The sequence below is a fragment of the Nocardiopsis lucentensis DSM 44048 genome, assembly GCF_000341125.1.
GTDB lineage: Bacteria > Actinomycetota > Actinomycetes > Streptosporangiales > Streptosporangiaceae > Nocardiopsis > Nocardiopsis lucentensis.
On the sequence record NZ_ANBC01000415.1, the window covers coordinates 1 to 12,766 of the forward strand.

15 protein-coding genes and 1 pseudogene are annotated in these 12,766 nt (G+C 70.8%); 6 read left to right on the forward strand and 10 right to left on the reverse strand.

Annotated elements, in window-relative coordinates; translation table 11 throughout:
- Positions 1-293: pseudogene (locus D471_RS0114470) on the reverse strand (hypothetical protein); the annotation flags it as partial.
- Positions 294-428: 135 nt separating this feature from the next.
- Complete coding sequence (locus D471_RS0114475; RefSeq protein ID WP_017599271.1) at positions 429-944, reverse strand: ATP-binding protein; 516 nt, start codon at positions 942-944, stop codon at positions 429-431.
- Between the two features lie 249 nt (positions 945-1,193).
- Between D471_RS0114475 and D471_RS0114480 the strand changes: the two genes are divergently transcribed.
- Both D471_RS0114480 and D471_RS38425 read left to right on the forward strand, forming a co-directional pair.
- A complete protein-coding gene (locus D471_RS0114480; protein ID WP_017599272.1) occupies positions 1,194-2,015 on the forward strand; it encodes a helix-turn-helix domain-containing protein in 822 nt (273 codons plus the stop codon).
- Positions 2,002-2,190, forward strand: coding sequence for a DUF397 domain-containing protein (locus D471_RS38425; protein ID WP_083924221.1), 189 nt, complete (start codon positions 2,002-2,004; stop codon positions 2,188-2,190). Before D471_RS0114480 ends, D471_RS38425 begins: the two co-directional genes overlap by 14 nt.
- Here D471_RS38425 and D471_RS34500 read toward each other — a convergent pair.
- Positions 2,176-2,811, reverse strand: a complete 636-nt coding sequence (locus D471_RS34500; RefSeq protein WP_051059181.1) for a class IV adenylate cyclase — start codon at positions 2,809-2,811, stop codon at positions 2,176-2,178. The two genes, D471_RS38425 and D471_RS34500, sit on opposite strands and share 15 nt — an antisense overlap.
- A 123-nt stretch (positions 2,812-2,934) precedes the next feature.
- Between D471_RS34500 and D471_RS40200 the strand changes: the two genes are divergently transcribed.
- Positions 2,935-3,084 (forward strand): hypothetical protein, encoded by a 150-nt coding sequence (locus tag D471_RS40200; RefSeq protein ID WP_017599274.1) that lies wholly within the window; start codon positions 2,935-2,937, stop codon positions 3,082-3,084.
- 23 nt (positions 3,085-3,107) lie between these two features.
- On the forward strand, positions 3,108-3,578 hold the full coding sequence (locus D471_RS0114495; RefSeq protein WP_026127732.1) for an NUDIX domain-containing protein: 471 nt from the start codon (positions 3,108-3,110) through the stop codon (positions 3,576-3,578).
- Positions 3,579-3,606: 28 nt separating this feature from the next.
- Here the strand turns inward: D471_RS0114495 and D471_RS0114500 are convergent, their stop codons facing one another.
- The 7 genes from D471_RS0114500 to D471_RS0114530 all read right to left on the reverse strand — a co-directional run bounded on the left by D471_RS0114500 (position 3,607) and on the right by D471_RS0114530 (position 11,259).
- On the reverse strand, positions 3,607-4,614 hold the full coding sequence (locus D471_RS0114500; RefSeq protein WP_040689712.1) for a hypothetical protein: 1,008 nt from the start codon (positions 4,612-4,614) through the stop codon (positions 3,607-3,609).
- 60 nt (positions 4,615-4,674) lie between these two features.
- Entirely contained in the window at positions 4,675-4,839 is a 165-nt protein-coding gene (locus D471_RS40205) for a hypothetical protein (protein WP_017599277.1), read from the reverse strand.
- Between the two features lie 44 nt (positions 4,840-4,883).
- Positions 4,884-5,921 (reverse strand): nitronate monooxygenase, encoded by a 1,038-nt coding sequence (locus D471_RS0114510; protein WP_017599278.1) that lies wholly within the window; start codon positions 5,919-5,921, stop codon positions 4,884-4,886.
- A 79-nt stretch (positions 5,922-6,000) separates the two neighbouring features.
- Positions 6,001-6,615 carry a TetR/AcrR family transcriptional regulator gene (locus D471_RS0114515; RefSeq protein WP_017599279.1) on the reverse strand — a complete coding sequence of 205 codons (615 nt, stop codon included), beginning with the start codon at positions 6,613-6,615 and terminating at the stop codon, positions 6,001-6,003.
- A 10-nt stretch (positions 6,616-6,625) separates the two neighbouring features.
- Positions 6,626-9,169 carry a PEP/pyruvate-binding domain-containing protein gene (locus D471_RS0114520; protein WP_017599280.1) on the reverse strand — a complete coding sequence of 848 codons (2,544 nt, stop codon included), beginning with the start codon at positions 9,167-9,169 and terminating at the stop codon, positions 6,626-6,628.
- Entirely contained in the window at positions 9,166-10,659 is a 1,494-nt protein-coding gene (locus tag D471_RS0114525; protein ID WP_241479627.1) for an MFS transporter, read from the reverse strand. Before D471_RS0114525 ends, D471_RS0114520 begins: the two co-directional genes overlap by 4 nt.
- Positions 10,660-10,881: 222 nt before the next feature.
- A complete protein-coding gene (locus D471_RS0114530; protein ID WP_026127734.1) occupies positions 10,882-11,259 on the reverse strand; it encodes a hypothetical protein in 378 nt (125 codons plus the stop codon).
- A gap of 169 nt (positions 11,260-11,428) precedes the next feature.
- Here D471_RS0114530 and D471_RS0114535 point away from each other — a divergent pair, with 169 nt between their 5' ends.
- A complete protein-coding gene (locus tag D471_RS0114535; protein ID WP_017599283.1) occupies positions 11,429-12,184 on the forward strand; it encodes an SDR family NAD(P)-dependent oxidoreductase in 756 nt (251 codons plus the stop codon).
- A gap of 96 nt (positions 12,185-12,280) precedes the next feature.
- A complete protein-coding gene (locus D471_RS0114540) occupies positions 12,281-12,751 on the forward strand; it encodes a VOC family protein (protein WP_017599284.1) in 471 nt (156 codons plus the stop codon).
- The last annotated feature ends 15 nt before the right edge of the window (positions 12,752-12,766 follow it).

Sequence of the window (12,766 nt, forward strand, 5' to 3'; positions counted from 1 at the left end):
ATGCGCGGCTGGGGGATGGTCGCCCGACGCTGGGGGCGCGGGTACATGTAGGGGCGGACGAGCGCGCCGCCGGTCTCGTCGGGGTCCGGGTTCGCGGGGAGCGGCTCGGGCTCGCCAGGGGAACCGGTCGGGAGTTCGCGTCGGTCCGGAGCGGGGCCGATCGCGGTTCGAGTCGGTGTGCCGGGCACGAACACGAAGGCCAGGGCGGTCGCCAGCGCGGTGGTGGCGAGGGCCCAGAGCTGGCCCGCGAGGGTTCGGTGCCGCCTGCGGTGGCGGCCGGTAGTGTGTGGCACGGTCATCCTCCTGCCGTGTTCAGGTGGTTGATCACGCCCCGGCTCGGTGGTCCTAAGCACCGATCGGGGCATCTGTGTTTTCGCGGCCTGGACGGGTGTCATTGGCCCCGTGGGGCTGCGCTTCCCGCCGTGGTCTCAGGTGTCCAGGTCGCGGTCGGGATCAATGAGCGCCCACACGGTCAGCGGTCCGCCCCGGAGGCCGGTCCACCACCACTTCTCCGCGAGCGCGGCGACCAGTCGGAGGCCGCGCCCAGAGGGCTGTGTTCCGTCGATGCGGTCGGTCAGGACGGGAACCGTGACCGGGCGCAGGGCCCGAGGACCGTCGTCGGTCACGGAGACCAGGACGACCCGACCGGGCAGCACCTCCACGGTGACCCTGACCCGTCCGCACCGGCCGCCCGAGGCGGTGTGCAGGACGGCGTTGGTCGCCAGCTCGCTGACGACCAGCTTGACCAGGGCGGTCGCTTCCTCGTCCAACCCGGTGGCCCCCGCACACCAGGTTCGGATCCGGCCGACCTGCTCTGGGGTCCCGTCGAAGTACGCGGCGGCCACCCCAGCCCGACGGCTCTTGACGCGGACCGGCAACCCACCCACCACCCGCCGGTCCTGGCTGTGGCCGCATCGCGGCCTCGGCACTTCGAATCCGGACATCTTGCTCTCCTTTTCCGCGATTCTCAGATCAGCGGTAGCGGTCGTTAGATTTGGTTTAAATGTCCGAATGATTGGCAATTGAGGTGAAGTGACTCAAGCGCTCAACTCTTCGGTCTGCATTAACTGTGCTCGCGACAGCGCTCGGATTTCCAGAAGTGCCATTGACTTCTCGATAACTCTCGCCGTTGCTGTCCGGGTGTGTCACACTGTTGGCAGAGAGTCGAATCTGCTTGATTCCGCTGGAGTTCTATGCCCAGGAAGCCCAACCCCTCCTATCGAAAGATCGCGACTGAGCTGCGGAAACTCCGGAAATCCAAGGGCTGGACCCAGGGGAGGCTCGCTGAGCAGTTGAGTTGCTCCACGTCCCTCATCTCCTACTGGGAACTGGCCATCTATGTGCCGCAGTTGAAGGAGTGCCAGTCGCTCGACCAGATATTCGGTACGTCCAGCTTCTTCGAACGTGCCTGGGGCAGGGTCAACAGTGAGAGTATCTACCCGGTAGGTACGCAGACCGCCGTCGATTTTGAGCGGTCAGCTGCGGACATTCGCGAGTACCACACGATCCTGGTTCCTGGCTTGGCGCAGACTCCCGGCTATGCCCGGGCCACATACCGTGCGATGCAGCCGTTCGCCACGGAGGAGACCTTGGACCGCCTGGTCGCATCCCGTGTGAAGCGCCACGAGATCCTGCGGGGAGTCGATCGGCCGCTACTGTGGATGGTGCTGGACGAGGGAGTGATCCGACGGGTTCTCGGTAGCCAGGCCACGATGAAGGAGCAGTTGGAACATCTGCTTGAGATGACGGAGTCGCGAACACTCCGGCTTCAGATCGTTCCTCGGCGTTGCAAACTTCCCCCAGGTATCTCAGGGCCCTTCAAGATCTACACCTTCCCCGATCGTCCGATGGTCGTGACGGCGGAGTACGTGGTCGATGACCTCGTCATCGATGACACTGAGCAGGTGCGCTACTGTGCGAATCTCTTCGGGGCGATCCAGTCGGAAGCGCTGTCGACAAGCGACAGCTATGAGCTGGTGCGGCGGGTACAGGGAGAGCTCGATGAGCAGTCGTGAGTGGCACAAGAGCAGCTACAGCAGCGGTGTGAACAACAACTGCGTGGAGGTCTCCGAAGGGCGGGCTGTGCTGGTGCGTGACACCCAGAACAGGGGCCTCGGTCACCTCAGCTACCCCAGTTCTGAGTGGTCCGGTCTCCTTGTTGCCCTGAAGGCGTCCTCAGGAAATCGCTGAGCCGCAGCCTGTGGTTGCCAAGAACCAGCCTGCGGTGTGCCCCCGTCCGCGCTGCACACAGGCACACCGCAGCGACGCTCGCTTCGTGTCGAAGCGTAGATCAGTGATGGTGGTCAGGTCGATGCCGTAGCGGGCGTAGACCTTGGTGGTGTTCTCCCCGGTCAGGTCGGATTCGGCGTAGCCGAGCAAAGCCGCGACGCGGACCACCTCGGCCCGGCTGTCGGCCTCGATCTCCAGGTAGGCGGGGATGCGCGGCCAGGTGTCGATCTCCAACTGAGCGCCGTCCAAGGTGAAGCTGTGCCTGCGGTTCTCCTGGTAGGCCCTGGGGCGGTAGCCGAGCTTGCCCAGCAAGGTGTTGGCGGTCTCGAAGTCACCGATCTCGGTCTCGGTTTCACGGGTGCCACCGATGGCGTCGGACTCGATCTCCTTGACCGTGAGCGTGACCCGGTCACCGGTGTCGCGCAGGCGCACCCAGCGTGAGGTGTCGGCGGGGTCGATGTCGTAGACGTAGCGGCGTTGGAGCACGTCGCCCAAGTCGGTCCCACCCTTGTCGAGGATGATCCGGGCCACCTGGTCGGGGTCGATGCCGAGGACCTTGGCCTCGTACTCGATCGTGCTCATGGAGTCGTTCCCCTTCTTCACGAGGTGTGTTCCCAAAAAACCAGAGGGATGCGGTAGGCGGCTTCCTGTGTACGGCACTCCCCGGTTCCCGAGGCTGTAGCGCGCAGCGGTGACCATGCCGTCGTGAATGCCTATCTGGAGGAGGGTCTGCCCGCCTTCCACGTCCACCGCCACGTGATGAGTTATCAGATCATGGCGCGGATGATGCGCTCTAATTCCGGCCGCAGGAAACGGAGGCTGGCCGATCTGGCCCACCGGATGGGAATCCTCTGACACAGGGCTATTAGTATCCGGGTATGGCCTCTGATCCCGCAGAATCTTTCGCCCGCCCCCGGGTTGCTGCTGGCGTCCTGTTCTTCGATCACCTCGGTCGGGTGATGATGGTGGTTCCCTCCTACAAGGACTACCTGGACATCCCCGGCGGCTACATCGAGCACGGGGAGACCCCGACCCAGGCCGCCGCCCGGGAGGTGAAGGAGGAACTGGGGATCACGCCGCCGATCGGACGGCTCCTGGTCGTCGACTGGGCGCCCAATGCCTCCGAGGGCGACAAGCAGCTGTTCGTCTTCGACGGGGGAGTGCTCGACCAAGGCTGGCTGAACCAGATCGTCCTGGACCCAGCCGAGCTAACCAGGTACGAGTTCCACGACGTGGACACGATCGGAGAGGCCACCATCCCCCGACTCGCACGCCGAATCACCCACGCTGTTCGGGCCCGTGCGGAGGGGACAACGGCCTACCCGGAGAACGGACAGGACGTCTCGTAGGTCGGCAACTCCCCATGCCCCCCGAGGATTAGCCCGGTGCGTGGGCCTTAACTGGCCATCCCACGAAGGAATCCCTGTGCCGGTACACCACTTTGACGTTGACCGACTCCAGAAGGTCGACGAGATCCTCGTGGGGCTTCGTGGGAAGGAGAATGGCGAGTGTGGGGTCGGCGGGCGTGACATGTCTCCGGTAGTCCATGAGCTGGCCGATCGCCATACGCACGGCTTCGCGGGAGCTATTTCCCTTCGCCTCGTAGAGCACGTGGGCGTGGGTGTCGTAGAGGTCGGTCAGGAGGGTCGAGGAGAGTCCAGCAGCCCTGATCTGGAACCGGCTGACCTCGTGTTCGTGCTCTTCAAGTAGCTTCCTGAAGTCTTCACACAGGGAGGCTTCGCGTCTGCTGACCTTGGTGCGGGGGATGGCTGACCGTGAGATCGGCTTTCCACTGTGAGACTCGGGTTCCACCATGACACTCGTCGTGATGTCAGCCGGTACCTGGGCACATTCAGTCTTGTCCGAGGGGGTGATGATGTCCTGAGGAAGCTGCGTCACATCTTCCACCGGGCGGAGGCGGAACACGATGACGCGCCGCAGGTCGCCCTTCAGGTTGGGAGCCTGGCGCACGACGTAGGGCTGATCGGCGTCCAGTTCGAACTTCCCGATGTATCGCTGGCGTTTGGCTTTTGATCCGGGCACCTTGCCATCGGCTTTGAAGACACGCAGGTCACGGTTGTCGTCAACATGCATCAAGACGGCACCGTTGCGCTGACCATGACGGCCGACAAACACCTGGTCACCTTCGCCATCTCCGGTGTACTCGAAGACTGGGCCGATGTGATCTTCGGTCGGGAGCCAGCCGTCGTAGTACCCCGACAGTTCGCCTCTCTCTGGGTTGCTGTAGAGGAGCACGTTGGCGCGGCCTGTTTCTTCTAGCACCTTGGTACATGGGTGAATCCCCATCCCTTGGCCGCCACCGAAGACGTCCTGCATTTCGCTACGTGTCGTGATGTGTCCAGGTTTGATGGGATCGTCGACCATGCGGTTAATGTACAGCTTTGTGGTATCGGTCGGCCGGTGAGAAAGGTCCTGGGGTTCGGTTCAGCGGAACGCGGCGGGCAGGGCCTCGGGTGTCAGGTTGCCGGGACCGCCGAGGGACCAGGCGGGGCACTGGCCGAGTGCCCTCAGAACTTGGGCAGGGCGCTCGTGGTGGGCGGCGTGGTGGTCGTCGATCAGGCGGTGCCAGACAGGCGAGTCGAAGGCCACTCCACGTTGGTGGCCAGGGCGGACACGTGCTTCCAGACCACCGGTCACCGCCGCACCCCCGCCTCCGCGGCCTCCCCCCGCAGCCGCGCCACGACCTCCGCCGCCGGGGCGTCGCTCGCGGACCGGAAGCCGTCGCCCGCCCACAGCGCCATCCCGCCGGTGTCGCCCGCGCTCGCCGCCGCCGCGCGCAGCGGCCTGGTCATGTGGTGGACCTCCGGGTAGGCGGTCGGCGCCTGCGCGTGCTCCCACATGAACCGGTTGGCCAGCCCCCGTGCCGGTCGCCCGGTGAACGCCCTGGTCAGCGCGGTCTCCGTGAACGCCGGGTCCACCAGTGCCGCCTTGTGCACGGGGTTCGCCCCGCTCTCCGGGCACCGCAGGAACGCCGTCCCCAACTGCACGGCCGTCGCCCCCAGCTCCAGCGCGCGGGCGGCGTCCCGGCCGTTCATCAGCCCTCCCGCCGCGATCACCGGCGCGTCCACCGCCGCCGCCACCTCGGGCAGCAGCGCGAACAGCGGCGACCCGCCCCCTCCGGCCGGGTCGAACACCGCGCGGTGCCCTCCGGCCTCCGAACCCTGCGCGCACACCCCGTCGGCGCCGCGCTCCACCGCGATCCGCGCCTCCTCGACGGTCGTCACCGTCACCACGGTCGCCGAACCCACCGCCCGCAGCCGGTCGAGGACCTCGGCCGACGGGCACCCGAAGGTGAAGCTCACGACCGGAACCGGGTCGGACACCAGCAGGTCGGTCTTGGCCGCCCACGCGTCGTCGTCCCGGACCGGCTCGCCCACCGTCGCGCCGTGCCGCCCGGCCTCCGGGCCCAGCTCCTCCCGGTAGGCCGCCAGGACCTCCGGCGCGGCGGGCGCTCCCGAGGGCACGAACACGTTGACCCCGAACGCCGTCGTCCCCGACGCCCGCACGGCCGCGATCCGCTCCGCCAGGGCGTCCGCCGACAGGTACCCCGCGGCCAGCGACCCGAGCCCGCCCGCCCCGGACACCGCCGCGACCAGGTCGGGGGTGGACGCCCCGCCCGCCATCGGCGCCTGGACGATCCACCGTTCCCGCAGCAGCTCCGCCAACCGCATGAGTCCCCCGCCTTCCCCTCGCGTCGAACGGAACGGACGCTAACAGGAGCGGTCGCGGCGGCGGGTCACCGACCCGGCGTCACGCGTCGGGCACCGTCCCGAACAGCGGTAGCAGCACCGTGTCCACGATCTCCTCGATCATCGCGTCGCCGATCGGCTCGTGGTGGAAGATGAAGTGGTTGCGCACCAGCGCCTGCCCCACGTCCAGCCGCATCGGCGTGACGGCGCGCGCGTCGATCTCCCCGCGCTCCACCGCCCGCCGGGTCGCCTCCGCCATCATCCGGCGGCCCATCCCCTGCGAGTGCGACCGCAGCCGCGCCGCGCGCTCCGGATCGGGCAGGATCTCGGTCATCAGTCCCCGCAGCCCCTTGCCCGCCGGACCCGCCAGGGTGCGCGCGGTCCGCCGCAACACGGCCAGCAGGTCCCCGCGCAGCCCACCGGTGTCCGGCAGCTCGCCGGGCGTCGGGACGATCGCGTACACCGCGTCCATCACCAGCTCGGCCCGGGTCGGCCACCGCCGGTACAGCGACGCCTTGCTCGCCCGCGCGCGCTCGGCGACCCCCTCCATCGTCAACGCCGCGTAGCCGTGTTCCTCCAGCTCCTCGACGGTCGCCGCGAGGATCGCGGACACGAGCGCCTCGCCCCGGCGGCGGGGGCGTTTGCGGTGGTCGGTGGTCTCGGGATCGGCGGCCATGTTCCGCATCCTACGAAGCCCGGACGACCCGGCCGGTCGTCCCGTCGACGGTGACCCGTTCACCCTCGGTGAGGACGGTCGTGCCCGTGCCCGACCCCATCACCGCCGGGATGCCGTACTCGCGGGCGACGATCGCGGCGTGCGACGCGGCCGCGCCCGTGTCGACCACCACCGCGACCGCCCGCTGGAACAGCGGGGTCCACGACGGGTTGGTGTAGGGGCACACCAGCACGTCGCCGCTCTCCAACCGGTGGAAGTCGTCGGGACCGCGCACCACCCGGACCGGGCCCGTGGCCGTCCCCGCGCTGGCCGGGGTCCCCGACACCAGCGCGTCGCTCCGTTCCTTGGCGGGGAACACCCGCGCCGGGTCGATCATCCGGACCCCGGTCAGTTCGGCGCGTTTGGCGGCCCGGACGCGGACCAGGGAGCGCAGCCGGTCGGCCTGGTCGTCGGGGATGTCCTCGACGTCGCCGACCTCCAGGACCTCCTCCATGCGCAGGTGGAACACGTCGAAGGGCTCGTCCACGACCCCCGCCGTCCGCAGCCGCGCGCCGATCTCCAACAGCGCCCGCCGCAGGGCCGGGAGCCCCGCGGTGAAGTAGAAGTGCGAGTCCTCCCGGAACGCCAGGCCGTTCTGCGCGGCCCGCACCCACCGGGTCACCCGCGCCCGGGCCCGCCCGCCCCGCAGCAGCGGGTGCTCCAGCAGAGCGGCCAGCGCCCCCTCGGACCGGGACCCGGGGTCGTCCCCGCGCTCCTCACCGACCAGCACCCGGACCAGGCCGACCACGTTCTCCGGCGACTCGGCGAGGGTGGGCGGGCTGACCAGCAGCGGCGTGGTGGTCTCGCGGCGGCCGAACTCGCGCTGGAAGGCGTCGAGGTCCTTCGCGAACGCCCTGAGCGACCCCTGTCCCGACCGCAGCTCCCGAACCACGTGTTCCGGGTCGGCGGACGCGAAGAGCGCGCGCAGCTCGGGTGTGGCGCGGACCGTGTCCGCCAGGTCCTGGAGCGCCCGGTTGGCGTCCTCGGTCCGCGTCCGGGCCCCGCCCAGCAGGTCGCCGAGCAGGGAACGCCGACCGAGCAGGGTCGTGGCCGCGGCCAGCCGCGCCACCGACGCCCCGGTGCTCGGCAGGTAGTCCAGGCGCAGGTCGCGGCAGTAGTCCATGAGCGCGAGCACGCGGTCGGGCACCCGGACCAGCTCCGTCCACGGCAGCGTCGCCGGGTCGAGCGCGTCCAGTTCGTCGGCGCGGCGCAGGAACTCGGCCAGCCGCGGGTCCTCCCGCCAGGTGTGGATGTCCATCGTCCGGGCCTTGCGCGCCAGCCGGAAGGGCGTGGCCAGGGCGCGGAGCGTCGGACGGGGCGCCCGCGGGGTGAGCTGGGTGACCACCCCGTCCTCCTCGACGAACACGTCCTCGAAGCCCCCGGTGATCCCGTACGCCTCGATGATCTCCTGCATCATGTGCGCGGGTCCGCGGCCGAGCCAGGTGCTCACGTCCATCGGGTAGGGCCGCACGGGGAGGTACTCGGTCAGGATCGAGCCGAGCAGCCGCTGACGCCGGTTGAGCGGTCCGGTCTCCGGGGGCAGGGCGGTCATCGGCCGGGACTGGACGATGTACGCGCGTCCACCGGACAGGCTCCACTCGATGTCCTGGGGGCGGCCGAAGTGCCCGGCGATCGTCCGCGCGTGCGCCACCAGGACGGAGAGCTGGCCGTCGGTCAGCAGCCGTCCGGCCCCTCCACCCCCGGCGCCCTCCGGGCCGTCGCCGTTCCCGGCGTCCCGCCGGTCCTCGCCGTCGCGCTCCTCCCGCACGACCCCGCCCCCGGCCTCGGAGCGGATCACCACCTCGCCCCGGCCCGGGGTCCACTCCAGGAGACGGCCCCCGTGGTCGAGCACGTAGTGGTCGGGTGTGACCAGTCCGGACACCACGGCCTCCCCGAGCCCGGCGCCGGCGTCGACGATGACGCGGTCGCGCTTCCCGCTCACCGGGTCGGCGGTGAACATGACCCCGGCGACGTCGGAGTCGACCATCCGCTGCACGACCACCGCGATCCGCACCTCCGAGGCGGCCACCGACCGCTCCGCGCGGTAGGACACCGCCCGGTCGGTCCACAGCGACGCCCAGCACCGGCGGACCGCGTCCACCACGGCGTCGGCGCCGACCACGTTGAGGTAGGTGTCCTGCTGCCCGGCGAACGTGGCGCCGGGCAGGTCCTCGGCGGTGGCACTGGAGCGGACCGCGACCGGGACGTCCTCGCCGAGGGCGGCGTAGGCGTCGGTGATCGCCGTGCGCAGACCCTCGGGGACGGGCGCGGACTCCAGGTCGGCGCGGAGCGCGGCGGGGTCGGGGACGCCGTTCGAGCCCCGGGGGGTGAGCCGCTCCTCCAGTCCGATCCCGGCGGCGACCTCCGCGTAGGCGTCGGTGGTGACCACGAACCCGGGCGGCACCGGCAGCCCGGCCCGCAGGAGTTCACCGAGGTTGGCGCTCTTCCCGCCGACGGCCGCGAGGTCGTCGGCGCCGAAGGCGTCCAGGGGAGCGACGGAGCGTGTGTGGGTCATCTGGGAGTCTCCCTGTCTGGATCCGCGTGCGCCGTGGTGCGCAGGGGGAGGTGGGGAAAGGCGAGGGTGAGGAGGAACGCCAGGCCCATGAGCGGTGCCATGGCCAGGAGGGCCGACGGCACGGCGGCGCCGAACGCGTCCTCCACGAGTGTCCGGACCGGTTCGGGGAGCGCGGCGATGGCCTCGGGGGTGAGCGACCGGGGGTCGCCGACACCGGAGGGGACGCGGTCGCCGAACGCCCGCGTGACCAGGGCGCCCACCGCAGCGACGCCCGCGCTGGCGCCCACCTGGCGCAGGAAGAGGACCGACGAGGTGGCGGCGCCGAGGTCGGCGTGGCCGACGGCGTTCTGGGCGGCGAGCATGACCACCTGCATCACCATCCCGATTCCGAGCCCGAGGAGGACGAGGAGCCCCGCGAGCGCCGCCGTGTCCAGCTCCGGTCCGAACACCCCGATCAGCGTGAGCCCGGCCGTCGCGACGGCGGTCCCCGCGATCGGGTAGCCCCGGTAGCGGCCGGTGCGGGTGATCAGCCGACCCGACACCACCGTCGTGACGAGCGTCCCGGCCATGAGCGCGGTCACCAGCAGGCCCGCCCGTGTGGCGCTCATACCCAGGGCGATCTGCGCGAACGCGGGCACGTAGGTGAGCACGCCGAAGAGGCTGAACCCCACCAGGAAGCCGACCACCACGGGTAGGGCGAACGCCCGGTCACGCAGGAGGCGCGGCGGGAGGACGGGGTCGCGGACCACGCGCGCGGTGACCGCCCACAGGGTGAACGCGGTGGCGGTGCCCGCGACCAGGGCGGGGAGGGCCCACGCGGGGTAGCCGCCGGGCCGGGCGAGGGCGTCGCAGAGGAGGACGGTCCCCACCACGGTGGCGCTCAGGGCGGCGGCGCCCGCGTAGTCGACCGGGGGGCGCTCCGTGGGGCGGGGGAGTCGGAGGGTGAGACTGAGGACGACCAGCGCGGCGAGGCCGAGCGGCGGGTGGATCGCGAAGATCCAGCGCCACGACAGGTGGTCGACCAGCAGGCCGCCGACCAGCGGGCCGCCGACCGCCGCCAGGACGTACACCGCGCCGAACAGGCCCAGGTAGCGGCCGCGTTCGCGCGGGCTGACGATCTCCCCGACGATCGCCTGCGCCCCGATCATCAGCCCGCCGCCGCCCAGGCCCTGCACCACCCGGGCGGTGAGGAACACGCCGAGGGTGTCGGCCGTGGCCGCGAGCAGGGCCCCGGCCGAGAACAGGACGACGGCCGCCCGGATGAGCGGCGCCCGGCCGTAGCGGTCGCCCAGGCGGCCGAAGACCGGCATCACGGCGGTGGCCGCGACCAGGTAGGCGGTCACGATGGCGGGCATCTGGTCGAGACCGCCGAGGTCGCCCGCGATCTCGGGGAGCGCGGGGGCCATGGAGGTCTGGTCCAGTGCCGCGAGCAGCATCGCCATCAGCAGCCCGGGGAGTGCCAGGGCCACGGAGGTCGGGCGTCGTGGCACGGTCTTCGCCTCCTTGCCATCTTTAGGAAACGGCTCGTTCTCTATCGAGACTAGCTCTAGCTCTTAGGAAACGCAACGTTTCTTGTGGGTGCATCGGGAGGAACGATGGCGGAAACGCGAACGGCGCCGCTCCCGTGGGAGAGCGGCGCCGTGGTGTGGCGGACGCGGTGGGTGTGACCGGCTCGGGTCCACGTCCCGGAGGGGCTCGGCGTCGGCGGCACGTCACCAGATGACCACACCACCGCCCAGCGCTCGAGCGCGCCCGGCGGCGTCCTCGATGTGCGCCGACCGCACGGAGAACTGCTCCCGGTGTTCCCCGACCGTCCGCTCCGGGCGCGTGCCCGCGGCGATCCTCCCGAGGTTCTCGCGGAGGAGGGCGCACTCGCGGAGGAAGGCCGGAACCTGGTCGGGTTCGACCCACAGGCCGGCGTCGGCCAGGGCGGGGAGGAACCGGGCCCCCAGCGAACGGACCACCTCCGAGCCCCATACGGCGGTGCGCCACCTCTCGAATCCGGCCAGGTCGGAGTATCCCTCCGGAACGTCCAGCACCCGCCTGTCACCGTTCGGCCCGAGGGCGAGGACATCCACCGGCAAACTCATGGACGCAGTAGACCACGGCCTCCGTGAGACGGTCCACCGGATGCGGCGCGTGCCCGCCCGCGGGGCCGGCCCCGCCCCCCGCGCGCGCCCCGCCGGGGCCGTTCCCGCCACGCCGCCGACCCGCGTGTACGCTCGGCCCGACACCGCATCAGTCCAGGAGGAACCCACCATGACCGCGACCGCCGTCGTCACCGGAGCAAGCAGCGGGATCGGCGCGGCCACCGCACGCGGGCTCGCCGCCGAGGGCTACGACGTGGTCCTCGTCGCCCGTCGCGCCGACCGGATCGAGGCCCTGGCCGAGGAACTGACCAAGGCCGGGCACAGCGCCCGCGCCCAGGTCCTGGACGTCACCGACCGCGCCGCCGTCGACGCCTTCGCCGAAGCCCTGCCCGCCTGCTCGGTCCTGGTCAACAACGCGGGCGGCGCGATCGGGACCGAGACCGTCGCCACCGCCGACCCCGCGGACTGGCGCACCATGTACGAGGTGAACGTCCTCGGCGTGCTCAACATGACCCAGGCCCTGCTGCCCAAGCTCGTGGCCGGCGGGGACGGGACCGTCCTGGTGGTCTCCTCCGTCGCCGGGCACGTGGTCTACGAGGGCGGCGGCGGTTACGTGGCGGCCAAGCACGGCGCGCACACGCTCGCGGCCACGCTGCGGCTCGAACTCGTCGGCCAGCCCGTGCGCGTCCTGGAGGTCGCCCCGGGCATGGTCAAGACCGAGGAGTTCACCCTCAACCGCCTGCGCGGGAACGCCGAGGCGGCCGAGGCGGTCTACGCCGGGGTGCCCGACCCGCTGTCGGCCGAGGACGTCGCGGACACCATCGTCTGGGCGGTCACCCGGCCGCCGCACGTCAACATCGACCTGCTGGTGGTGCGCCCCCGCGCGCAGGCCGCCCAGCACCGCGTCCACCGGGTCAAGGAGTAACCGGACCGGGACGGGCGGCCGGGACCGACCGGCGCGGGGCGGGGCGGCGGAACTCGGCTTGACCTTGACGCCACGTCAACTCCTAGCGTCGGCGGCATGAGCGAGAACACCACTCCCGAGATCGACCGCACCATCTACCCCATGCCGATGTTCGCCACCCTCCAGGTGGCGGATCTGGCGACGGCCGAGGCGTTCTACCACGCCGTCGGCTTCGTCTCCCTGGCCACCATCCCGGGTCCGGACGGGACCCCCGCGGTGGTGCACCTGCGCCGGAGTCGGTACCAGGACCTCCTGATCGTGCCCGGCGAACCGGAGCGCGGCGGCACCACCGTGAGCTTCAACGCCGCCGGACAGGACCTCGCGGAGCTGGCCGAGGAGATCCGCGCCGCGGCCCCGGAGGGCGCACGGGTCGAGGGGCCCGAGGACACCGCCTGGTTCACCACCGACCTGACCGTCGACGACCCCGACGGCAACCGGCTGATCCTCACCGCGCCCCGCGAGGCGGAGATGGAGCGCGCCAAGGAGTGGGCGAGGACCTTCGAGGGCGACTACGTCGTGGAGGGGTAGCCTCCGACGACGGCC